Source organism: Comamonas sp. SY3 (genome assembly GCF_041730275.1).
Lineage (GTDB): Bacteria > Pseudomonadota > Gammaproteobacteria > Burkholderiales > Burkholderiaceae_C > Comamonas > Comamonas sediminis.
The window spans coordinates 50,492-72,599 of record NZ_JBGTYN010000001.1; the positions used below are offsets into that span (position 1 = coordinate 50,492).

A 22,108-nucleotide genomic window follows, 5' to 3' on the forward strand; every position below is an offset into this window, starting at 1 on the left:
ATTGCTCCGTGCTGCTGCTGGAGCAAGCGCCCGATCCGTACTCCCCCTCAAGCAGGCACCCTTTGGCATTCGCGGCCTCAACATCCCCTCGCTGGAGGCGCTGCAGCGCCGGGGTTTGCTGGATGCCGTTACCGCCCCCGTGCACAGCGACAGCGCCCCTTCTGCATCGCGCCCCCACTGGATGCAGCATGTGCGCCGGCCCGGCGGGCACTTTGCGGGCATGCAGTTCTTCCAGGACCAGATCGACTCCGCCGCCTGGCCCTACCGCCTGCCCAGCCGCGCCAGCGAAAGCATGCCCACAACGATGGAGCGCCTCGAATCGGTGCTGGCGCAGCGTGCGGCAGAACTGGGCGTCGAAGTGCGCCGAGGGGTGCGCGTGACCGATATGGCGCAGTGGCCCGACGGCGTGCAGGTGCAAGCCGGTGGTGCGCAGCTGCAAGGCCACTGGCTGGTCGGCTGCGATGGTGGCCGCAGCCTGGTCCGCAAAGCCGCCGGTTTTGACTTTGCCGGCACCGGGCCCGAGTTCACCGGTTACTCGGTAGAAGCCACGCTGGACAACAGCACCGGCCTCATGCCCGGCCGCCATTACACGGCCACGGGCATGTACACCTTCCAGCCGCCCGGCACCATCGCGATGGTCGATTTTGATGGCGGCGCGTTCCACGGCGGCACCCCCATCACCGCCGAGCATGTGCAAACGGTGCTGCGCCGGGTCAGCGGCATGGATGTCCGGGTCCCATCGCTGCAACTCGCATCCACCTGGACCGACCGTGCCCGCCAGGCCACAAGCTACCGCCAGGGCCGCGTGCTGCTGGCGGGAGATGCCGCCCATATCCACTCGCCGTTGGGCGGCCAGGGCCTCAACCTCGGCATCGGCGATGCGATGAACCTGGGCTGGAAGCTCGGCGCCACCGTCCGTGGCGGTGCGCCAGCAGGCTTGCTGGACAGCTATACCGCCGAGCGCCACCCCGTTGGTGCCCAGGTGCTGGACTGGTCCCGCGCCCAGGTCGCGCTGATGCGCCCCAGCCCCGCCACACGCGCCCTTGCCGATATCGTGCGCGACCTGATCGCCACCCGCGATGGCGCCACCTACTTCGCCGACCGCGTCTGGGCCGCCACCCTGCGCTATGACCTGGGCGACCCCCACCCCTTGGTCGGCCGCAGTGCGCCAGACTTTGCGCTGGCCGATGGCTCGACCCTTGCGAGCCATCTGCAGACTGGTCAAGGGCTACTGCTGGACTTGGATACCGCTGCACCTTTGCGTGGCCTGGCCATGGGATGGCAGGGTCGCCTCCGCTATATCGCCAGCCCTGCAGCTGATGAACTGGGCTTGAGATCGCTGCTGGTCCGCCCGGACGGTATTGTGGCCTGGGTGGCTGACGGTGGGGCGCAGTCGGAACCAGCCGCAGCAGCTATCCAGCGCTGGTTTGGCACCACCCCATAGCGCTACTGCACTGGCTGTGAGCCGGACCTCAATCCGGCTCCGGCCAGAACATCTTTCTGACTTTGTCGTTGAAGTAAGGCAGCATCAAGGTCAACCCACCCAAGGCATTGGCCAGAAAGTCCAGCACCTGGGCCCAGGACGACTCCACCGACAGCCAGTTGTTGCCGACGATGAACAGCAAGCCGCAGGCGGTCGTGACCAGGTTGAGCGCAGGCGCCCAGGGGCGAAAGCGCATGCAACCATAAAAGCCGGCGGTCCAACCCACGATGATCAGGCACAGCAGCACCACCATCTCCCCCTCCAGCGCCATCGGGTCCCGCAGCGGGTGTTGTGAGGACAGCAGCTCGGTGCGGAAATCCATGCGGATCGACAGCACCAACAGGAGGACGGTGGCGATGACGAGCAGGCGGTAGCGGTTTTGGGTCATGGGGTTCCATGTTGGGCTGGCTTATAGCTCGCAGGCATTCTTAATCCATTGCAGTGCTCGTTTGGAGCCTCGCATGTCCTGCGTCGCATCGACTGTACCAACAGAAATCATCACCTTGTTCGACGCCACCGCCTTGGCAAAGGCAGCCCCCTCCAAAGTCAGCACCCCAAAGTTCCGGGTGATGCCAGCAGCGTCATCCAATGGTGCAGGGAATGGCACGTCATCAAAGACAATCTTCAACACGCCATCCGATGGGACCGATTGCATAGGCGCACCCGCAATCGTCAAAGACCCATGCCTGAGCGTCGTCGCGCCCCCCACATGCCTCGCTACACAGTCCTGCTTGCCTGTTGCCGGGTCCATTGAACGCGCGAGCGTCCACCAACCCACTTTCTCAAGCGACTCTGCAGGCGCCGAATAGGCGCCTTGCACAAAGATGGCGATCACCACTGCGATGCCCATTCGCCCCATGGCAACTCCTCCGTAGTCAATGACAGCGGACATTGTGAAGGATGGGACTAGCGCCCAAAGCCTAAAACCAGCCATCCAGATACCCCGCGAGAACCCATTCCCGCGGCCATGGCGAGCCGCCGTCCCCCAAGGCAAAGGCAGTAGAATGGCCCGCACTTGTTGCAAAGAAGCCGGTGACAATCCGGCACGGTCGCGCCACTGTATCGCTGCCGCAGGCCCCGGGCTCGCCCCAGGTCTGCGCTGCCAAGTCAGACCTTTGTGCCAAGCCACCCCCTGAACCAGCTCCCACCGGCATCCGCCCGCTGGTTTGCCTAGGACGCGTTTTTCCTGGAGTTCCGATGCAGACACCTGCCCCCAGCCGCCGCTTGGCGCTGCCCCTTCCCCCTGCGCTTTGGCGCACCAGCCTGGCCTTGCCGTTGGCCCTGCGCTGCGGCCGTTAGGCCATCCGCGCCTCCCTTTTTTGTTCCAGACTGCCGCGCGCACCACGCCCACCGGCCCCGCCCCAGGCTTGCCCGGCAGCCCGCCCCCCTTTCCTTGGAGACCTCCCCATGCGCACCAGCCAGAAGATCCCTGCCACCATCGTCACCGGCTTTCTGGGCAGCGGCAAAACCACCTTGCTGCGCCACATCCTGTCCAACGCCAACGGCCGCCGCATTGCGGTGATCGTCAATGAGTTTGGCGAGCTGGGCATCGATGGCGAGATTCTGCGCGGCTGCGGTATTGGCTGCGATGACGACGGCGCCGAGCAGGCCGGCCAGCTCTATGAACTGGCCAATGGCTGCATGTGCTGCACCGTGCAGGAAGAGTTCTACCCGGTGATGCGCAAGCTCATCGAGCGCCGTGGCGATATCGACCACATCCTCATCGAGACCAGCGGCCTGGCGCTGCCCAAGCCCCTGGTGCAGGCCTTCAACTGGCCCGAGATCAAGAATGCCTGCACGGTCGATGCAGTGATCACCGTCGTCGATGTGCCCGCCGCCGCCGCCGGCCAGTTTGCCGCCAACCCCGCTGCGGTCGATCTGCAGCGCAAGCAGGACCCGAACCTCGACCACGAATCGCCGCTGCACGAGCTGTTTGAAGACCAGCTCATCTCCGCCGACCTGGTGGTGCTGAGCAAGCTCGACCAGGCCAGCGCCGCCGACCGCGCGGCCGTCGAGGCGCTGGTGCGCGAAGACATTCCAGCCGCTGTCAAGATCGTCGCTGCCGACCATGGCCGCATTGACCTGGATGTGGTGCTGGGCCTGTCCAGCGCGTCCGAGGAAAGCATCGAGTCGCGCAAGGGCCACCATGAGCACGAAGCCGGCCATGTGCATGACGAGCACGACCATGATGATTTCGACTCCGTCGTCGTGCAGCTGGGCGAAGTGGACCGCGAAGCACTGCTGGCCCAGCTGGCCGAGGTGGTTGCCGGGCAGACCGTCTACCGCATCAAGGGTTTTGTGGCCCTGCCCGGCAAGCCGATGCGCCTGGTGGTGCATGGCGTGGGCAAGCGCTTTGACAGCTACTTTGACCGCCCCTGGCGCGCCGATGAAAAGCGCGGCAGCCACCTGGTCTTCATCGGCCATGACCTGGACGAGCCAGCGATCCGCGCCCAGCTCGCCGCCAGCCCGGTCGGAGCGCGCTGATGCATTTGCTCGCGGTCCAGCCCGGTGGTTTTGTCGACGACGAGGCCTTTGTCTCCAGCCTGGGGCAAAGCCCGGCCGACATCGTGGTCCTGAGCGCCGCAGACACCACCCTGGCCCTGCTCGCGCAAGCTTATGAGCAGCTGCGGGCCGGCATGGATGGCGAGCAACTGCCCAGCGTGCGGCTGGCCAATCTGATGTACCTGCGCCAGCCCGCATCGGTCGATCTGTATGCCGATGAGGTGCTGCAGCATGCCAAGCTCATCATCATCGACCACCTGGGCGGCGAGAGTTACTGGCCCTACGGCACCGAGCGGGTCATGTCGCTGTGCCGCGCCCACAAGATTGCGCTGGCCATGTTCTCGGGCGACAGCAGCGAGGACCTGAACCTGCTGCAAAAAAGCACGGTGCCGCAGCAAGACTGCCGCACCCTGTGGCGCTACCTGCGCGAAGGCGGCCTGGCCAATGCGCGCGAGCTGTTCCGTTTTGTCTGGCACGGCCTGCTGGGCGGCCCGCATGCGGCGCTGCCGCCCCGCCCCTTGCCGGCGGTGGCCGTCTACCACCCCGGCAGCGACGAGGCCACGGCCGCCACCTGGCAGCAGCCGGGCCCGCTGCAGTGGCAGCCCGGCGCGCCGGTGGTCATGGTGCTGTTCTACAAGGCGCACCTGCAGTCGGGCAACACCCAGGTGTTTGCCGACCTGTGCCAGGCCTTGCTTGCCAAAGGCATGAACCCGCTGCCGCTGGCCCTGCAGTCGCTCAAGGATGCCGGCTGCCTGGTGGCCCTGCAGGCGCTGTGCGCCAGCGAAGAGGTCGCACTGATCCTCAACACCACCGCCTTCTCGCAGGCTTCGCTCGATACCCCGGGCGACCATGCGCTGGCCGGCGATATCCCCGTGCTGCAGCTGATCCTGTCGGGCAGCAATGAGCAGACCTGGCTGGACAGCACCCATGGCCTGCAGCCGCGCGACATTGCGATGCATGTGGCAATGCCCGAGGTCGACGGCCGCATCATCACGCGGGCCATCAGCTTCAAGGGCCTGGCTCACCGCAGCGATTTGACGCAGTCCGATGTGGTGCAGTACCAGGCCCATCCCGAGCGCATGGGCTTTGTCGTGGAACTGGCCCAGCGCTGGTGCCAACTGCGCCGCAAACCCAATGCCGACAAGCGCCTGGCCTTGGTGCTGGCCAACTACCCCAGCAGCGAAGGCCGCATTGGCAATGGCGTGGGGCTGGATACCCCCGCCTCCGTGATCGAAATCCTGCGCGCGCTGGCGGCCGATGGCTATGCCGTCGATGCGATGCCCGCCAACAGCCAGGCGCTGATGGAGCTGCTGCAGCAAGGCATCACCAACGCGCCCGATTCCTGGGCCACGCGCGCCGCCTGGCAAAGCCTGAGCCTGGACGACTACCTGCAGTACTTCAGCACCCTGCCAGCGGCCAACCAGCAGGCCATCACCGAGCGCTGGGGCGCGCCCGCGCAAGACCCGATGCTGCGCGAGGGCCGCTTCATGGTGTCCGGCCTGCGCCTGGGCCAGATATTTGTCGGCGTGCAGCCAGCACGCGGCTACCAGCTCGATGCGCTGGCCGCCTACCACGACCCGGATTTGGTGCCACCGCACTACTACCTGGCCTTCTACCACTGGCTGCGCAGCCAGTGGCAGGCCGATGCGATGGTGCATGTGGGCAAGCATGGCAACCTCGAATGGCTGCCCGGCAAGAGCGTGGCGCTGTCAGCCAACTGCTGGCCCGATCTGGTGCTGGGCCCCCTGCCCCACCTCTACCCCTTTATCGTCAACGACCCCGGCGAAGGCACGCAGGCCAAGCGCCGTGCGCAGGCCGTGATCATTGACCACCTGATGCCCCCGCTCACCCGTGCCGAGAGCTATGGGCCCACGCGCGATCTGGAGCGCATGGTGGACGAGTACTACGAGGCTGCGACGCTGGACCACAAGCGTGCGCAAATCCTGCGCCAGCAGATCCTCGCCCACATCGTGCAGCACGACCTGCACCAGGACCTGGGCCTGCAGGCCCCCGGCAGCGACGAGGAAGAGCAGCAGCTGCTCAACCGCACCGATGCCTATCTGTGCGAGCTCAAGGAAAGCCAGATCCGCGACGGCCTGCATATCTTCGGCGTCTCGCCCGCCGGCCGGCTGGAGACCGACACCCTGCTCGCGTTGGCACGCCACCCGGTGGGCGGTGGCAAGGGCGCGAACCAAAGCCTGGTGCGGGCGCTGGCCCGCGATCTGGGCCTGGACTTGGACCCGCTCGATGCCGACTGGGCCGCAGCCTGGACCGGCCCGCGCCCCGCCCTGCTTCAAGACCTCCAGGATCTGCACGACCAGCCCTGGCGCCACCACGGCGACACGCGCGAGCGCCTGGAGCTGCTGGCCTTGCAGATCCTGGCCCCAGGCGCCGCCCTGCCGCCAGTGCTGGCCGAGCTGACCGACGGCCACACCCAGGCCGTGCTGCGCCGGGTGCAGCAGGATCTGCGCCCGCGCCTGGCCGCCTGTGGCCCGCAAGAGCTGCAGCAACTGCTGCGCGGCCTGGCGGGGCGCTTTGTGCCCGCCGGCCCCAGCGGCGCGCCCACACGCGGGCGGCCCGATGTGCTGCCCACCGGCCGCAATTTCTTCTCGGTCGATACCCGGGCCATCCCCACGCAGACCAGTTGGGGCATGGGATTCAAATCTGCGCAATTGCTGGTGGAGCGCTATACCCAGGAGCATGGCGAATACCCCGTCACCATCGGCCTGTCGGTGTGGGGCACGGCCACCATGCGCACTGGCGGCGACGATATCTCGCAGGCCTTTGCGCTGATGGGCGTGCGCCCCACCTGGGCCGATGGCAGCTGGCGGGTCAGCGATTTTGAAGTGCTGCCGCTGCATGTGCTGGGCCGCCCCCGGGTGGATGTGACCCTGCGCGTCTCGGGCTTTTTCCGGGACGCATTCAGCAATGTGATCCGCCTGTTTGACGCCGCCGTGCAAAAAGCGGCGGCGCTGGAGGATGAAGACGCCGCGCAGAACCCGATCCGCGCCCGCGTGCTGGCCGAGGCCGCGCAACTGCAGCAGCAGGGGCTGGACGCCAAGGAGGCACGCCACCAGGCGGGCCTGCGCGTGTTTGGCGCCAAGCCCGGCAGCTATGGCGCCGGCCTGCAGGGCCTGATCGACAGCGGCCAGTGGCAAAGCGATGAAGACCTGGCCACCGCCTACCGCAACTGGGGCGCCTATGCCTACGGCCAGCACGACGAAGGCAGCCAGGTGCCCGAGACCTTTGTGCGCCGCCTGTCCGAGATGCAGCTGGTGCTGCACAACCAGGACAACCGCGAGCACGATGTGCTCGACTCCGGCGACTACTACCAGTTCCAGGGCGGCATGGCCGCTGCCGTGCGCCACTACAGCGGCCAGCAACCGGCCATGTACTTTGGCGACCACAGCAACCCCGAGTCGCCACGCATGCGCAGCCTGCAAGAAGAGATCAGCCGCGTGGTGCGCGCGCGTGCCACCAACCCCAAGTGGATCGAAGGCGTGCAGCGCCATGGCTACAAGGGCGCGTTCGAGATTGCCGCCACGGTGGACTACCTCTTCGCCTTCGATGCCACCGCCCGCGTGGTGCGCGATGACCAATATGCCCGCGTGACCGATGCCTTTGTCGCCGATGCCACGACGCGCGCCTTTATGCAGCAGCACAATCCGCAGGCCTTCCACGGCATGTGCGAGCGCCTGCTTGAAGCGATACAGCGCGGCCTGTGGCAGGAGCCCGGCGACTACCCCCAATTGCTGGAGACCCATTTGCTCGACACCGAACACCTGCTGGAGATGCGATGAGCACCCCCACTGATCTGCATTTTCCCTTCAGCGCCATCGAAGGCCAGGCCGCACTGCAGCAGGCCTTGCTGCTGCTGGCGGTCGATCCGCAACTGGGCGGCGTACTGGTCGAAGGCCCGCGCGGCACCGCCAAATCCACCAGCGCCCGGGCGCTGGCCGAGCTGCTGCCCAGCGGCCATTTTGTCAACCTGCCGCTGGGCACCACTGAAGAACAGCTGCAAGGCGCGCTGGATCTGGAAGCTGCCTTGCAATCGTCTGCCGTGCAGTTCCGCCCCGGCCTGCTGGCCCAGGCGCACCAGGGCATTCTGTATGTGGACGAGGTCAACCTGCTGCCCGATGGCCTGGTGGACCTGCTGCTCGATGTCAGCGCCAGCGGCACCAACCGCATCGAGCGCGATGGCGTCTCGCACCAGCATGCCGCGCGCATTGCGCTGATTGGCACGATGAACCCCGAAGAAGGCCAGCTGCGCCCTCAGCTGCTGGACCGCTTTGGCCTGTTTGTGCGCCTGCCCAATGTGCCCGATGTGGACACGCGCAAGCGCATTGTGCGCACCCGCATGGCCTTTGATGCCGACCCGGCCCGGTTCTGCGCCCAGCATGCGCAGGCCCAGACGCAGTTGCGCGCGCAGATTGCGGCCGCACGCACGCAGTTGCCCCATGTCGTCTGGCCCGATGCGGTGTTTGATGCCGTTGCGCAGCGGTGCCAACAATCCGGTGCCGAAGGCGTGCGTGCCGACCTGGTGATGCTGCGCGCCGCCCGCGCACAGGCAGCGCTGGCGGGCCATGACCAGGTGAGCCTGGCCGATGTGCAGGCTGTGGCGGAGTTGGCACTGGCCCACCGCCGCAGTGCCGATGCGGCGCAGCCGCCATCGCCCACCGGCCAGGCCAACGACCCCAACGGTCAACAAGACCAACATCAACTACCGCAGCGGCAACAGCCCAACCAGGCACCAGCCAGCAATACAGAGGCCGCCAGCAGCAGTAATAACGCCAACCACAGCCAGCCCGATGGCTGGGGCGGCATGGCCGCGCCGCGCTACACCGGTATCGAGCCCGTCAAGGCCCTGCGGCCCTTTACCGCAAAAAAAGCCTGACGCGCCCCAGCCTGGCCGGCCAGGCCAAGCTGGGGCGCGCGCAGAGCACGCAGCGTGCCGGCCGCCTGCTGGCAACGGCCAGCCAGCGCATCGACTGGCCCCGCAGCCTGGCCGCCAAAGGCCAGGCGCCATTGGCGCGCCCGCACCTGCGCTACCGCAAGCAACCGGCCGGTGCGCAGCTCATGCACTGCGTGCTGCTCGACACCTCCGCCTCCATGCTGCGCGGCCAGCAGCTCGCCCGCGCCAAAGGCTACCTGCAGGCCATTGCCGCGCAGGCCTACCGCCAGCGCGACCAACTCTGCGTGCTGGGCTTCAGCGGCGACAGCGCCTATGTGATCCAGGCAGGGGCCAAGGCGCAAGCCTTTAACGACGGCTGGATCCGCCCGATTGCGGGCGGCGGCGGCAGCCCGCTGGCCAGCGCCATCAGCTTGCTGGAGCGCCTGCTGCAGCACGCCCGCCTCCAAGGCCCCGTGCATGCCTGCGTCTGGCTGCTGACCGATGGCCGTTTCGCCCAGGTGCCCGAGCGCCCCAACGGTGCCGGGCAGATCACCGTCGTCGGTTTTGACCGGGGTGGCCTGCCCTTGCAGCTGAGCCAGCGCCTGGCAGCGCGCTGGCAGGCCGATTGGGTGCCGGCCTGAGCCAGTGCGTTGCGCCGCCATAGCGGCTCATTGGCCTTACTAATCCTGTTGCTGCATGCAAATGGAGAACCGACGCTCACGCTGCTATCGGTTCTTTGTGCGTGTCAGTTCTCCGTGGGTTTTGAATTCTTCTCACTGAAGTTTGAACTTGGAGCGCTTTGAGCTCACCCAGAGGGCATGCCGGGGCGACTTTCAGCCTGTCGCGGCCCGTGAGGTTGCAGCGAGGCTGCTGTTTCGCTTGGTCAATTTGAAGGTGGGATGGCTGCTATCGGCCAAGAGCGGTCAGCCGCTTGGTTCACTTCAAAGGCTGATGCAGGCTGATCGCAGTCTATGGACTCAATGAGTTCAATGACTGGTGACATACAGAGCAGTCATTGCAGTGAGTCCTCCTTGTATGGATGCTCTCGCTGGGCCGATGCGACTTGCCTAAATGGGCATTTCCCTAATTATTCTGCTGTGTTAGCCACACAACCTCGAGTCTGCTGCTATGGCTGCTCAATGTGCCCACAAACGAAAAAGAGCCTCCCCGGTGCCGTAGTGGCGCCGGGAGACTTGTTTCCTACGCGCACTCGCCTGTCGCAGCGTTCGCGACACCCCTATGATTCTCAACATGGCAGATGAACTTGAAACCGAAAGGCCCCTGGGCGACTTACTGCCCCTCCGAGTAAAAGTCCTCATTCAAAGGAATGGAGTCCACACGGTAGATGATGTGCGCAAGGCCTACCCGCATCAACTGCTCAAGATGTGGGGCATGGGGATGGTCCGGTTCAAGCAGATCGAAGCAGTCTTCTTCTTGGCCCAGTCGTTCACACCCAAAAGGGTCTACGCTCCGCTTCCACACATCAAAGGCTCATCTCTTAAGGGCACCCCTCTCCCCCGCCGCCGTCCGAGCCTCGGCGCGCGGGGGATTACTACTGTGGATCAACTGCTTGCCGCGGAGCGAAAGGATCTGATGAACATCAAAGGCCTCGGCGCGCTCAAGTTGAGAGAGATCGAGAAAGCGCTTCATCAGCGAATGGACTGAGTTTCCTTAACGCTCCTTCGATCAATCTGCTGAACAAGCCAGCGGAGGCAGAAGCGGCGCACGGCACCTTCGTCTCAATCTAGCACCACATCATTAAGTAGGTCGATACTAGCCTGGCTTCCCCTCGTCAACTAGATGACCGTATAGTTTCATAAGCCGGATGTGAGCAGAAGTCTTTGCATTTCAAAATTGTGCCGCAAGTAGAATAAATTTATCGGAATTTTTATCTATCGCAAATATCAGACATACGCAACTCCCAAAGAGCGGCGCAAGCAACATTTCGCCAAAAAAACTCAAAAATAAACCGCTAAGATCACAAAGCAAAAAAGATTTGTTTTTTCCAAAGAATTGCAATTTTCAACACTGATGAAATGTCAGCAGTGGGATATACGTTTTGCTGTTGTAACTTTGAAATTGCACTAAGGAAAACCATGCAAGCTGCCATCAATCATTTAACCAAAGCGGCGACTATTTCCATACTTGGGGCTACGGCACTTTATGCCCATTCCGCCCCAGGTATTCCACAAGCTCCAACAACGATTTTTACCGAAGACTTTCAGAATCAGCCCCCAGCTACTAGTGGCACGATCCTATCGGATTATATTGGCGCTACTGGACAAACGTACACAGCAAACCCTGCTTGGCTAACCGCTTGCAACGGTCTACTCTCCTCAGCAGATCAACCGCAAGCTGGCGCAGACGGACAAACAACAAGCTGTGGGTCCCAAGAGGCATGGAATGTTACACAGCAGCTGGCAAAAACTTTGGGGGCATACCAAAGCAGTGCAAATTCAGATTCAAATTTTGCTGTTTCCGCTTATACGTCGGCCGATCCTGGCGCCAATTTGGTAGAGTTTGAAACCGAAAATACCATTCCCTTGTCGAGTGCAAAACGATTCGTTGCCGCCAGCATTGATGTTGCTGCTGCCAATTGCTATAGAGCGAGTGCCCCCCTACTTCAATTTTATCTGTTAGATGGAGGAATTCCGTCTGCTGCGGGCAATCAGGTAGATGGTTGTACCGGTAGCCTAGCTGATATGCCCGCTCTAGGTGCTGCTGCCGCATCTACGGGCAGCCAGGGCGCAAGGGTGGGCACGTATCGAAGTGGAGGCGTTTTAGTGGAAGCTACCGCAGTTGGCCTTCGCATCACTAATGCCAACGGCAGCGGTACTGGAAATGATCATGCTTTTGACAATATTCTTTTATTAGATGTATCTCCAACACTTGATAAGGCGTTCAACCCGATCAGTCAGAATGTAGGTGGGAACACAACCTTAACATTTACCATAACCAATACGAGCGAACTCGGGCAAAAAGCGGGTTGGTCATTCACCGACTCATTACCATCAGGATTAGTTGTTGCCACTCCCCCAGCCATTTCGACTTCCTGCGCTGATTCAGTGGTGGCAGCTCCTGCAGGTGGATCTAGTATTGTTGTAGAGGCGACCCTGTCAGAAGGTATGAGTTCATGCAATGTTTCCGTAAATGTGACCTCAGCGACAGCTGGCAGCTATACAAACGGACCAGATAATATTGTCTCGGCCGGTCTGAATCCACCTCAAGTCTCGGTGGTTACCTTCACCCCACCAGTAGTGGTGAACCCACCATCTCCAACTCCTGTTCCGACGTTAGAACAATGGGGTTTGATCAGCCTAGGTTCGCTGTTGGCCATATTTGGAGTCAGCCGCTTGCGTAGGCGTCAAGGGTAAATAATGCAAACTTTGGGTTGCTATATGCAAAGGCGTTCGCAAATTCCGAGCGGGTTGCTGTATCTTCGCCCAGAAACTCCATCCCTAACCGCCTACGGGCGGTTTTTTAACGCTCGCGGCAGGCCAGTCTCTATCGACACCGTTCAGCCGTCGCTCGATGTTCACCTGGTCGCACAGTGCGGCTACTTCGGCATTCCGTCGCCAAAGATCGCCTCCGAGGTTTGCGACCACGCTGAGCCCTTCTGCAAGCTTGCGGTCGAGGGCTGCGGCATTATCTGCAAGATCGCTGCGGGCAGCGGCGTCGGTTTTGGCTTGCGCGCGATAAGTGTCGGCTCGGCTGTCGGTGTCGCTGCGCAGGCGCTCAGCACGGGCAAGCTCAACGCGCACATCAGCTAGTGTTGAGGTTCGCCAGTCGATCGGAGTTGTAGATCAAGTCTTGGACATGCTTGCTTTCCTTGATCGCGTTTTGGGTTTTCGTCGCTGCGTGTAGCTTCGACTCGTTCGACAGCAACCGCTAGTGGATTCAACTGATCAACGCAACTGACTCATTGAACATTTCAACAGCGGGTCAGTAGCGCCTATTTATCCGTTGCGATATTGGACTTCTAGCATTTACCTAAAGTGTCCTGACGGCCAGTGTCGGCTGCTGCTCTGAAAACAGCCCCAGAGTCGGTTCGAACATCGGTGAGCGGATGACCGCTATGCGATGCTGATGGGTCACGGACGATGGATCGATGGGCGGCAGCAACCGCCGCAAAGCAGGTATTGGCTGCTGAGTTGCCGATGACCACAATGGGTCGCAAGCCGCCATCGGAACGAGCTCGGCCAGCTGGCCAGGTGGATAGGATCTTTACGCAAGCTGACATCGACCAGTCCGTTGCCGCCCTGCCCTGGCACCCTGCTAAGAGTAGGGAAATGCCTGCCTAGTTGCTGCAACGCAACATGCCGCCCTGGCTACCCGCAGGTATCCACCCGGGATCCGCGCTTTTTCGGCGCCAGCGGGGCCGGACGTGTAGGACAAGCCCCGCTTTTAAATACAATTCGTTCTCATTCCTAACACCACCCCCTTGGCAAAACTCACTACGGCGCCTCCGGCTATCGGCGTTGCGTTGTGTGTGCCTCGTTGTTCGCTGCCCTCACCATGTCCGCATTCACCCGCACCTCGTGCACACCATCGGGCGCCCGTCCAGCGCTGAGCAAGATCACCGCAGCCATCCTGATCAGCCTGCTGCCGGCCGCCAGCGCGCTGGCCCAAACGGCCGAAGCAGCGGCTCCCGAAGCAGCGGCTGCCGATGCAGCGGCTGCCGATGCAGCGGCTGCCGACGCAGCGCCAGCCGCAGAAAGCACGTTGGAGACCATCCAGGTCTCCGGCGATCTGCTGGGCAGCGGTCTGCAAAACCAGCTCAAGACCTTTGCAGGGGCACGCACCATCGTCGACAAGGATGTGATCGAGAACAGCGGCGCCGCCAGCATTGGCGATGTGATGCGCCGCATCCCCGGCGTGCAGAGCAGCGACAACTCCGGCACCGCAGGCAGCGCGGTGTCGCTCAGCATCGGCGTGCGCGGTTTGACCGGCCGCTACTCGCCCCGCTCCACCGTGCTGCTCGATGGCGTGCCGCTGGCCGTGGCGCCCTATGGCCAGCCCCAGCTGTCGTTTGCCCCGGTGAGCCTGGCCAATATCGAATCCATCGACGTGGTGCGCAGCGGCGGCGCGGTGCGCTACGGCCCGCAGAACGTGGGCGGCATCATCAACTTCAACACCCGCGCCATCCCCACCAGCAAGGACATCACCGGCGATGTGACCCTGCGCTACAACGGCTTTGGCAAGGGCGGAGAGAACAACACGCTCTACAGCACCTTCCTGGGCTCGCAACTGGACAACGGCCTGGGCTGGGCGCTGCTGTACTCGGGCATGACGGGCTCCGAATGGCGCAAGGACAGCGATGAGCGTTTGAACGATGTGGCGCTCAAGTTCCGCTATGCGCTGTCGGGTACTTCCGAGGTCTACGGCAAGCTCTCGTACTACGATGTGCGCTCCAACACGCCTGGCGGCCTGACGGTGGCCCAGTACAACGCCAACCCCTTCCAGAACACCCGCCCCACCGACATGTGGGATGGCGAGCGCAAGGGCCTGGACCTGGGCTATATCAACACCCTGTCGGACACGCAGGAGTTCGAGATCCGCGCCTACTACAACGACAGCGCGCGCTCCAGCCGCCTGATCAATGCCGCGCAGACCCAGATCAACTACCAGCCGCGCAGCTACCAGACCCTGGGCATCGAGCCCCGCTACACCCAGCGCTTTGCGCTGGGCAGCAGCAGCCATGACGTGACCGTGGGCTACCGCTACATCCGCGAGCGCGGCGACGACAACAGCAGCCTGCTGAACCTTGCCACCGGCGTGATGGGTGCCACCACCTCGTTCGACAACGCCACCGATGCCCATGCCGGCTATATCGATGACCGCATCGCCATCGGCGCCTGGCGCATCACCCCCGGCGTGCGCTTTGAGCACATCCAATCCGAGCGCGATGACCGCAGTGCCGGGCAAAGCTTTGACACGCGCAACAACAAGTGGCTGCCCTCGGTCAGCGTGTCCTACCTGGTCAACCCCGCCCTCACGCTGTTTGCCAACTACACCACCTCGTTCGGCCCGGTGCAGAACCTGCAGCTGAACTCGCAAACCGCCGCCAACCCGCTGCGCCCCGAAGTCGCCAAGACCAAGGAGCTGGGTGCCCGCTGGCAAGACAAGCAGTGGCGCGCCGAGGCCACGGTGTTTGACCTGCGCTTTGACAACCAGATCCTGCAGACGCCCGGCGTCGTGCCGGTCACCTTTGCCAATATTGGCGCCACCAAGCACCAGGGGCTGGAGCTGGCACTGGAATACCGCTTTGACAAGGCCAGCGCGCTGGCAGGCACCACCGTCTACGGCAACTACACCTACACCAAGGCGATCCAGCAATCCGGCACCACCGCTGGGCTGGACGTGCCCTTCTACGCCCGCAACACCGACACTGTCGGCGTGCGCTATGAGCGCGATGCCTGGGGCTTCAACCTGTCGAGCACGCACCAGAGCAAGCAGTACGCGGACCTGGCCAACACCGAGGCCGAATCGGCCAATGCCAATGTGGGCCGCATCCCCGGCTTCCGGCTGTGGAACGCCCAGGTCAGCTGGAAAGTGCCGCAGTACAAGGGCAGCGAAATCATGGTCGGCGTGAACAACATCGCCGACCACCGCTACTACACCCGCAATGTCGACGGCAACCCCGGCCGCATGGTCGGCGCGCCGCGCACCTTCTATGTCCAGGGCCGCTACGCGTTCTGATCCACCTATACCTGGCCTCTGCAAAACAAGACCCTCGATACGGGTCTTTTTTGCCGGCGGTCCCGCCTGTTTGTGACCCTCTGATGACCCTTTCCCGCACCTCCGCCCGCTCCGTTTCCATCCACCCGCTGAGCTGCCTCAGCGCCATCCCGCTGGCGATCTCGCTGGCCATCGCCGCCTGGCCTGCAGCCGCCCAAACCGCGCCCGATGCCGCCGCCCCCGCCCCGGCCGCCGAAGCCGTGCTGCCCCAGGTCATCGTGCAAGAAAAGGCGCAGGAAGTCGGCTACCAGCCCAAGCGCGCCACCACGGCCACCCGCAGCGATGCCGCGCTGCGCGACGTGCCCCAGGCCATTGCCGTGGTGCCCGCCCAGGTGCTGCAGGACCAGCAGGTGCGCTCCATCGACGAGGCGCTCTACAACGTCAGCGGCATCACCCAGGCCAACACCCTGGGCGGCACGCAGGATGCGGTGATCAAGCGCGGCTTTGGCTTCAACCGCGATGGATCCATCCTGCGCGATGGCATCCGCACCGTGCTGGCCCGCAACCTCACCTTCACGACCGAGCGGGTTGAGGTGCTCAAAGGCCCCAGCTCGGTGCTCTACGGCACGATGGACCCGGGCGGCGTGATCAACATGGTCACCAAAAAGCCCCAGCTCAGCTTTGCCGGCCAGGTGGGCGCCTCGCTGTCGAGCTACGGCGGCGGCGGTGCCTCGGTCGATCTGACCGGCCCCCTCGGCGAGCAAGGCCTGGCCTACCGCTTCATTGCCGATACCAGTGATGTCGACTACTGGCGCAACTTCGGCAAGAACCGCCAGACGGTCATCGCCCCATCGCTGGCCTGGTATGGGCGCGACACCTATGTGCGCATGTCCTACGAGCACACCGACTACGAGCAGCCCTTTGACCGGGGCACCGTGATCGACAGCCGCACCGGCCGCCCGGTGGCCACCGACCGCCGCGAGCGCTTTGACGAGGCCTACAACCGCACCCTGGGCGATTCGGACTTCTTCACCGTGCAGGCCCAGCACCGCCTGAACACGCAGTGGAAGCTCAATGCCGCCTACAGCTACAACCGCAACGGCTATGACGACTACCAGGCCCGGCCGGTGTCGCTCAACCCCACGACCGGCATCCTCACGCGCCGCCCTGATGGCACGCGCGGCGCACTCAGCCAGCAGCATGTGGGCCAGATCAACCTGGAAGGCAAGCTGCAAGCGGGCGGCATGGCGCACGAGATCCTCGCCGGCTTCGACGCCGAGGACAGCAATATCTTCCGCCGCGACATCATCCGGGGCAGCAACAGCGGCGGCTTCAATGTCTACGACCCGGTCTACGGCAACCTGCCCAACGCCACCAGCATCGACGAAGCGCAAAGCGCCCAGAGCGACAAGATCCGCCAGCAGGCGCTGTTTGCGCAGGATTCGATCCGCCTGTCGCCGCAGTGGCTGCTGCAGCTGGCCGGGCGCTGGCAGCACTACGACCAGATAGCAGGCAAGGGCCGGCCCTTTGTGGTGGGCAGCGAATCGGATGGCAGCAAGTTCGTGCCGCGCGCCGGCCTGGTCTGGCAGCCCAGTACCGAATGGTCGGTCTATGGCAGTTACAGCGAATCCTTCAAGCCGCAAAGCAGCATTGGCAATGTCATTGGCACCTTGCCGCCCGAGACCGCCAAGGCCTGGGAGCTGGGCACCAAGTGGGAGTCGCCTGCCGGCATCACCGCTACTGCGGCGCTCTACGACATCCGCAAGCGCAACGTGGTGGTCAGCGAGACCATCGACGGCCAAAGCTATGCCCGCGCCGTCGGCGGTGCCCGCTCACGCGGCCTGGAGCTCGATGCCGCCGGCCGCCTGGGCAAGCAGTGGCAGTTGATCGGCACCTATGCCTACACCGATGCCGCCGTCACCGACGACCCGCAATACCAGGACAACCGCCTGGCCAATGTGGCCCGCCACACTGCCTCGCTCTTTGCCGCCTATGATTTTGCCGCCAGCAGCAGTGGCCGCTGGCGTGCCGGCGCCGGCCTGCGCCATGTGGGCCGCCGCGCCGGTGATGCGGCCAACAGCTTCAACAACGCCGGCTACACGGTGGCCGACAGCTTTGTGAGCTGGGAGCGCCCCTGGAGCGGCCGCATCGTCAAGCTGCAGCTCAACATCAAGAACCTGTTCGACAAGAACTATGTCAGCTCCTCGGGCAGCCCCATCTATGTGTCACTCGGCGAGCGCCGCCAGGCCCTGCTGCGCGCCGTCGTCGATTTCTGATCCATCGCCGACAATCAGCAGCTATTGATAACAAAGACAGGCATGTGGAGTTTTAAAAATATCTGGTTCCAGATCCACTGGCTGATCGGCATCACCGCAGGCACGGTGCTGATCGTCATGGGCCTCACCGGCGCGACCTACTCTTTCCAGGAGGAGGTGCTGGACTGGGCCAACCCCGGCACCGCCAGCGTTCCGCTGCAGCCCGGCCCGGCACTGACGCCGCCCCAGCTGGTGGCAGCGCTGCAGGCCGCAGGCGAGCAGCGCCGCATCGACCGCATCACCCTGTATGCCGAGCCCGGGCGCAGCGCCCAACTGGCCTTTGTGCCAGAAAAAGGCGAGCGCCGGGGCCAGAGCGTCTACCTCAACCCCTACACCGGCGCGCTGCTGCCGGCACAGCGCGGCCGCGAATTCTTTGAATGGAACGAACGCCTGCACCGCTGGCTGCTGCTGCCGCGCGACGATGGCAAGCCGATCACCGGCAGCCTCTCGCTGTGCCTGCTGCTGCTGTCGCTGTCAGGCCTCTACCTGCGCTGGCCGGCCAGGCCACTGTCCTGGCGCAGCTGGCTCACCTTCAACGTGCGGCGCAAGGGCCGGCCCTTTCTCTGGGGCCTGCACTCGGTGGCCGGCACCTGGGTGCTGGTCGTCTATGTGATGCTGACCCTCACCGGCATGTACTGGGCCTTTGATGCAGTGCGCACGCCGGTGGACCGCTGGATGGGCGCGCCGTCCCGCGCGGCCGCCCGCGCCGAGCAATCGGCCGCGCAAGAGGCCGCTCGCAAGGCCCCGCCGCTGGAGCTGGCGCCAGCCACCCTGGCGCCCGCCTGGCAAGGCTTTGCGCAGCTGGCCAGTGGCTGGCAGTTCGTGCAGATGCGCCTGCCCCAGCGGGCCGACCAGCCGCTGCAGTTCAGCTGGTGGGCGGCCAACGCCCCGCATGACCGCGCCCGCAACCAGCTCAGCCTGAACCTTGATGGCGCGGTGCTGCGCGATGACCGCTTTGCCGATCTGCCCGCAGGCCGCCGTGCGCTGGCGGCGATCTTCCCGCTGCACACCGGCACCTATTTTGGAATCACGGGCCGCATCATCGTCACCGTTGCGGCGCTGATGATGCCGCTGTTCGCCATCACCGGCTGGCTGCTCTACCTGCAGCGGCGCCGCAGCTCGCGCGCCGCCGGCCAGGCCCAGCGCGCGCTGCTGGCGGGCGATGGCCCGCAGCCAAGCCCCGCCACCGGTGCCCCCGCTGGCGCCAGCATTGCCGTGGTCTATGCCAGCCAGGCAGGCCATGCCCAGCAACTGGCGGTGCGCACCGTCGCGCGCCTGCGCAGCGCAGGGCTTGCCGCGCAGCTGCTGCCCGCTGCCAGCCTGGACATGGCCCAGCTGCAGCCGCAGCGCCAGCTGCTGTGGGTGGCCAGCACCTTTGGCGAAGGCCAACCGCCCGACAGCGCCCGCCGCTTGGCCCGCCTGCTGCAACAGACCGAAGGCAAGCCCCTGGCCCACCAGCGCTTTGGCATGCTGGCCTTGGGCGACCGCCAGTACAGCCAGTTCTGCGGCTTTGGCCTGGCACTGGCTGCGCAGCTCGAACGCCTGGGCGCCCAGCCCGTGTTCGCCCCGATCACGATGGACGCTGAAGACGACGCCGCCTGGCAGGCCTGGCTGCAGGCGCTGGCCGCGCATTGGGGCGTGAACGCTGCGCCCGCCACTGCGGCAGACAACGCCGCTGCCAGCGTGGCCGATTCCGATGCGCCCGATGCCCTCTTCCTGCCCGCCCAGCTGATCAGCCGCCACCACCTCAACCCCGGCAGCAGCGGCCAGCCGCTCTACCAGGTAGAGCTGGGCTTTGCGCCCGGGCAAGCGCCGCAGTGGCAGGCCGGTGCGCTGGTCGAGGTCAAGGCTGCGCACGCGCCCGCCCAGGTCGATGCCTGGCTGCAGGACCACCAGCTCGACGGCAACGCCGCCGTGCAGTGGCGCGGCAGTGCCAGCAGCCTGCGCGATGCGCTCAGCGCCTCCGAGCTGCCCACGCTCGCGGCCCCTGCAGCATCTGTCCAGGCCGTCGCCGACCAGCTGCACCCGCTGGCCCCGCGCAGCTACTCGCTGGCCTCCTTGCCCGCCGATGGCCGCATTCGCCTCTATGTGCGCCAAACCCTGCGCGCGCAGCCAGGCGCCGCCCCGCAGCTGGGCCTGGCCTCGGGCTGGCTCACAGTGCATGCGGCGTTGGGCAGCAGCATCGCGCTGCGCCTGGTCGACAACCCGGGTTTTGCGCCGTTGCCCGGCGATGCGCGGCCAGCGATCTTCATGGGCAATGGCTCGGGTTACGCCGGCCTGCGCGGCCACCTGCGCCACCGCATCGCCCAGGGCCAGTTTGACAACTGGCTGGTCTTTGGCGAACGCCGCCGCGCCCACGACTCCTATGCCGAAGACGAGGTCTGCGTCTGGCAGGCCCATGGCCAGATCGCGCGCGCCGACTATGCCTACTCGCGCGACGCCCGTGATGCCAGCCACCAGGCCCCTGGCCAGGGCCCGCACCGCTATGTGCAAGACGCGCTGCGCGCCGCCGCCGAGCCCCTCAAAGACTGGCTGGCCCGGGGCGCCGTCATCTACGTCTGCGGCAGCTATGACGGCATGGCCACCGGCGTGGACCAGGCACTGACAGAGCTGCTCGGTGAGGACGGGCTGAACGCCTTGAACGACGAGGGGCGGTACCGGCGGGATGTGTACTGACATAAGATGGCTGGCCCGCTGCGCTCGCAAGGGCCACCATCGCCATGCACCCCACGCCACCTCCTTTCGCCATCCGCCCCCTTGCCGCATCTGACCTGGCCGCGCTGCTCGCGCTGTACACCCATCTGCATGCGGCAGACGATGCGCTCCCCCCGCAGCCAGAGGTTCAAGCCATCTGGCAAGGCTTGATGGCGGACCCCCACCACCTGTATCTGGGCGGCTTTGCCGGTGCGCAACTGGTCAGCAGCTGTGTGGTGCTGGTGGTCCCCAATCTCACGCGCGGCTGCCGGTCCTATGCCTTGATCGAGAACGTCGTGACCCATGCCGGCTACCGCCAGCGCGGCTATGGCAGGGCGCTGCTGCATGCAGCCTTGGCGCATGCCTGGGGCAGGAACTGCTACAAGGCCATGCTGATGACCGGCAGCAAGGACGAGAACACCTGGCGCTTTTATGCCGGCGCGGGTTTTGATGCGCATGACAAGCAGGCCTTCGTAGCGCGGCCTCCCGCATGAGACCTTCCGCCCCCATCGTCCTCGCGGCCAAGGTGTTTGCGCTGGGCTTTATCGGCCTGACGGTGTACTGCGCTGTGGTCTACCTGCTGCTGCGTGATGTTGTCGGGCTGCGCATGGTGTTTGGCGGGCTCTACCGCATGTTCATGTACCACGCGCAACACCCCATGCAATACATCGCCCTCTTCTGCGCGGTGTATGCGGCTGGCCTGGCGTTGATCTTGGGTGCCTGGCCAACGGCCAGGCGGTGGCCGGCGTGGGTGCTGACGACTCTGGTGCTGCTGCTCACCGTACTGCTGGGCTCGGCCTTGGGTGGTGCGCTGTGGGCGCTGCACGATATGCAGGCGGGCTATTTTCCGCCCGGCGACCGCCGCTGGCAGCACATGAGGTGGGGCATGCAAAGTGGCCTGGAAGTCGGCTGGCTGGTGCTGCTGCTGTCGTTGCCGTTCAATGTGCTGTCTCTTCCGGCGTTTTACGCGGCTGGCCGTTATGGGTCACGGCAGTTTCATCGGCTCAAGCCTGAGCCACCTGCTCCATAGCGCGCGGCCTGGTCGTGAGGCCTGGCGGGGGTGCAGACAAGGCGTGGCACCATGGTGTCCACGCCTTTTGACGAGGGGCATCCCAAGCTCTGTGGGCTGCCCTCTCCCTCCAGGTCGGTGATGGCAGCACGCTTGCAGCGCAGTGGGCCTGCTGCCCGAGCCCTCGGCCCGCTCAACCCTCACGCGCCCCCCAACCCCCAGCCGTGAACGGGCGGGTCAGCTGGTCGATCTTCGCATCAATCACCGACAGCCGTGCTCTTGCATGCACATCGTCCTTGCCCGCATGCATCAACAGCTCGGCGCCTTCCGCCTTCAACGCCTTTAAATAGGAGTCCGGCGTTCCCTCATCTTCAGCAGAATCTGACATGCTTGTCTCCCAGGTCCCATCGTCAGAAATGTTAACGGGCCTGCAACAAAATACAAGCATTACGCACACGAAATTTAAGTTAAATCAATAACTTATTTCATTCCTAATTGCTCGACAATCGCTGCCGTTTGTCCGGTCGAAACCATTT

Annotated in this window: 16 protein-coding genes; 13 read left to right on the plus strand and 3 right to left on the minus strand. The window is 64.5% G+C overall.

The genetic code is table 11. The features are described from left to right. The first annotated feature begins 1 nt into the window (after nt 1). On the plus strand, nt 2-1,444 hold the full coding sequence (locus ACCQ08_RS00220) for an FAD-dependent monooxygenase (RefSeq protein ID WP_373448507.1): 1,443 nt from the start codon (nt 2-4) through the stop codon (nt 1,442-1,444). Between the two features lie 28 nt (nt 1,445-1,472). Here the strand turns inward: ACCQ08_RS00220 and ACCQ08_RS00225 are convergent, their stop codons facing one another. Together ACCQ08_RS00225 and ACCQ08_RS00230 are read right to left on the minus strand one after the other, a co-directional pair. Continuing rightward, nucleotides 1,473-1,871, minus strand: a complete 399-nt coding sequence (locus tag ACCQ08_RS00225; protein WP_239811526.1) for a hypothetical protein — start codon at nt 1,869-1,871, stop codon at nt 1,473-1,475. A 21-nt stretch (nt 1,872-1,892) separates the two neighbouring features. After that, the gene (locus tag ACCQ08_RS00230) at nt 1,893-2,375 is read right to left on the minus strand and encodes a hypothetical protein (RefSeq protein ID WP_373448508.1); all 483 of its coding nucleotides are present in this window, start codon (nt 2,373-2,375) and stop codon (nt 1,893-1,895) included. 515 nt (nt 2,376-2,890) lie between these two features. On the opposite strand from ACCQ08_RS00230, the gene cobW reads away from it, so the two are divergent. The 12 genes from cobW (at nt 2,891) to ACCQ08_RS00290 (ending at nt 21,593) form a co-directional block, all read left to right on the plus strand. Further along, nucleotides 2,891-3,967 carry a cobalamin biosynthesis protein CobW gene (gene cobW / locus ACCQ08_RS00235; protein ID WP_373448509.1) on the plus strand — a complete coding sequence of 359 codons (1,077 nt, stop codon included), beginning with the start codon at nt 2,891-2,893 and terminating at the stop codon, nt 3,965-3,967. After that, entirely contained in the window at nt 3,967-7,785 is a 3,819-nt protein-coding gene (cobN, locus tag ACCQ08_RS00240) for a cobaltochelatase subunit CobN (protein WP_373448510.1), read from the plus strand. Before cobW ends, cobN begins: the two co-directional genes overlap by 1 nt. Next, nucleotides 7,782-8,879, plus strand: coding sequence for an ATP-binding protein (locus tag ACCQ08_RS00245; RefSeq protein ID WP_373448511.1), 1,098 nt, complete (start codon nt 7,782-7,784; stop codon nt 8,877-8,879). Before cobN ends, ACCQ08_RS00245 begins: the two co-directional genes overlap by 4 nt. A 131-nt stretch (nt 8,880-9,010) precedes the next feature. Beyond that, complete coding sequence (locus ACCQ08_RS00250; RefSeq protein WP_373448512.1) at nt 9,011-9,517, plus strand: VWA domain-containing protein; 507 nt, start codon at nt 9,011-9,013, stop codon at nt 9,515-9,517. Between the two features lie 610 nt (nt 9,518-10,127). Further along, a complete protein-coding gene (locus ACCQ08_RS00255) occupies nt 10,128-10,541 on the plus strand; it encodes a DNA-directed RNA polymerase subunit alpha C-terminal domain-containing protein (RefSeq protein WP_373448513.1) in 414 nt (137 codons plus the stop codon). Between the two features lie 431 nt (nt 10,542-10,972). Continuing rightward, nucleotides 10,973-12,250, plus strand: a complete 1,278-nt coding sequence (locus ACCQ08_RS00260; RefSeq protein WP_373448514.1) for an IPTL-CTERM sorting domain-containing protein — start codon at nt 10,973-10,975, stop codon at nt 12,248-12,250. 3 nt (nt 12,251-12,253) lie between these two features. Next, a complete protein-coding gene (locus tag ACCQ08_RS00265) occupies nt 12,254-12,646 on the plus strand; it encodes a hypothetical protein (RefSeq protein WP_373448515.1) in 393 nt (130 codons plus the stop codon). A gap of 745 nt (nt 12,647-13,391) precedes the next feature. After that, on the plus strand, nt 13,392-15,575 hold the full coding sequence (locus ACCQ08_RS00270; protein ID WP_373448516.1) for a TonB-dependent receptor family protein: 2,184 nt from the start codon (nt 13,392-13,394) through the stop codon (nt 15,573-15,575). Nucleotides 15,576-15,658: 83 nt separating this feature from the next. After that, entirely contained in the window at nt 15,659-17,830 is a 2,172-nt protein-coding gene (locus ACCQ08_RS00275) for a TonB-dependent siderophore receptor (RefSeq protein WP_373448517.1), read from the plus strand. A gap of 42 nt (nt 17,831-17,872) precedes the next feature. Continuing rightward, entirely contained in the window at nt 17,873-20,545 is a 2,673-nt protein-coding gene (locus ACCQ08_RS00280) for a PepSY domain-containing protein (RefSeq protein WP_373448518.1), read from the plus strand. A gap of 44 nt (nt 20,546-20,589) precedes the next feature. Then, entirely contained in the window at nt 20,590-21,057 is a 468-nt protein-coding gene (locus ACCQ08_RS00285; RefSeq protein WP_373448519.1) for a GNAT family N-acetyltransferase, read from the plus strand. Beyond that, a complete protein-coding gene (locus tag ACCQ08_RS00290) occupies nt 21,054-21,593 on the plus strand; it encodes a hypothetical protein (protein ID WP_373448520.1) in 540 nt (179 codons plus the stop codon). Before ACCQ08_RS00285 ends, ACCQ08_RS00290 begins: the two co-directional genes overlap by 4 nt. Nucleotides 21,594-21,765: 172 nt before the next feature. On the opposite strand, the gene ACCQ08_RS00295 is transcribed toward ACCQ08_RS00290, so the two are convergent. Further along, nucleotides 21,766-21,960 carry a hypothetical protein gene (locus tag ACCQ08_RS00295; RefSeq protein WP_373448521.1) on the minus strand — a complete coding sequence of 65 codons (195 nt, stop codon included), beginning with the start codon at nt 21,958-21,960 and terminating at the stop codon, nt 21,766-21,768. Nucleotides 21,961-22,108 lie beyond the last annotated feature (148 nt).

What these genes read in the sequence shown, in the direction of transcription:
- cobW (WP_373448509.1), top strand. Translation starts at nt 2,891, where the DNA reads ATGCGCACCAGCCAGAAGATCCCTGCCACCATCGTCACCGGCTTTCTG.
- ACCQ08_RS00290 (WP_373448520.1), top strand. Translation starts at nt 21,054, where the DNA reads ATGAGACCTTCCGCCCCCATCGTCCTCGCGGCCAAGGTGTTTGCGCTG.
- ACCQ08_RS00280 (WP_373448518.1), top strand. Translation starts at nt 17,873, where the DNA reads ATGTGGAGTTTTAAAAATATCTGGTTCCAGATCCACTGGCTGATCGGC.
- ACCQ08_RS00230 (WP_373448508.1), bottom strand. Translation starts at nt 2,375, where the DNA reads ATGTCCGCTGTCATTGACTACGGAGGAGTTGCCATGGGGCGAATGGGC.
- ACCQ08_RS00255 (WP_373448513.1), top strand. Translation starts at nt 10,128, where the DNA reads ATGGCAGATGAACTTGAAACCGAAAGGCCCCTGGGCGACTTACTGCCC.
- ACCQ08_RS00245 (WP_373448511.1), top strand. Translation starts at nt 7,782, where the DNA reads ATGAGCACCCCCACTGATCTGCATTTTCCCTTCAGCGCCATCGAAGGC.
- ACCQ08_RS00295 (WP_373448521.1), bottom strand. Translation starts at nt 21,960, where the DNA reads ATGTCAGATTCTGCTGAAGATGAGGGAACGCCGGACTCCTATTTAAAG.
- ACCQ08_RS00285 (WP_373448519.1), top strand. Translation starts at nt 20,590, where the DNA reads ATGCACCCCACGCCACCTCCTTTCGCCATCCGCCCCCTTGCCGCATCT.
- cobN (WP_373448510.1), top strand. Translation starts at nt 3,967, where the DNA reads ATGCATTTGCTCGCGGTCCAGCCCGGTGGTTTTGTCGACGACGAGGCC.
- ACCQ08_RS00225 (WP_239811526.1), bottom strand. Translation starts at nt 1,871, where the DNA reads ATGACCCAAAACCGCTACCGCCTGCTCGTCATCGCCACCGTCCTCCTG.
- ACCQ08_RS00265 (WP_373448515.1), top strand. Translation starts at nt 12,254, where the DNA reads ATGCAAACTTTGGGTTGCTATATGCAAAGGCGTTCGCAAATTCCGAGC.
- ACCQ08_RS00260 (WP_373448514.1), top strand. Translation starts at nt 10,973, where the DNA reads ATGCAAGCTGCCATCAATCATTTAACCAAAGCGGCGACTATTTCCATA.
- ACCQ08_RS00275 (WP_373448517.1), top strand. Translation starts at nt 15,659, where the DNA reads ATGACCCTTTCCCGCACCTCCGCCCGCTCCGTTTCCATCCACCCGCTG.
- ACCQ08_RS00270 (WP_373448516.1), top strand. Translation starts at nt 13,392, where the DNA reads ATGTCCGCATTCACCCGCACCTCGTGCACACCATCGGGCGCCCGTCCA.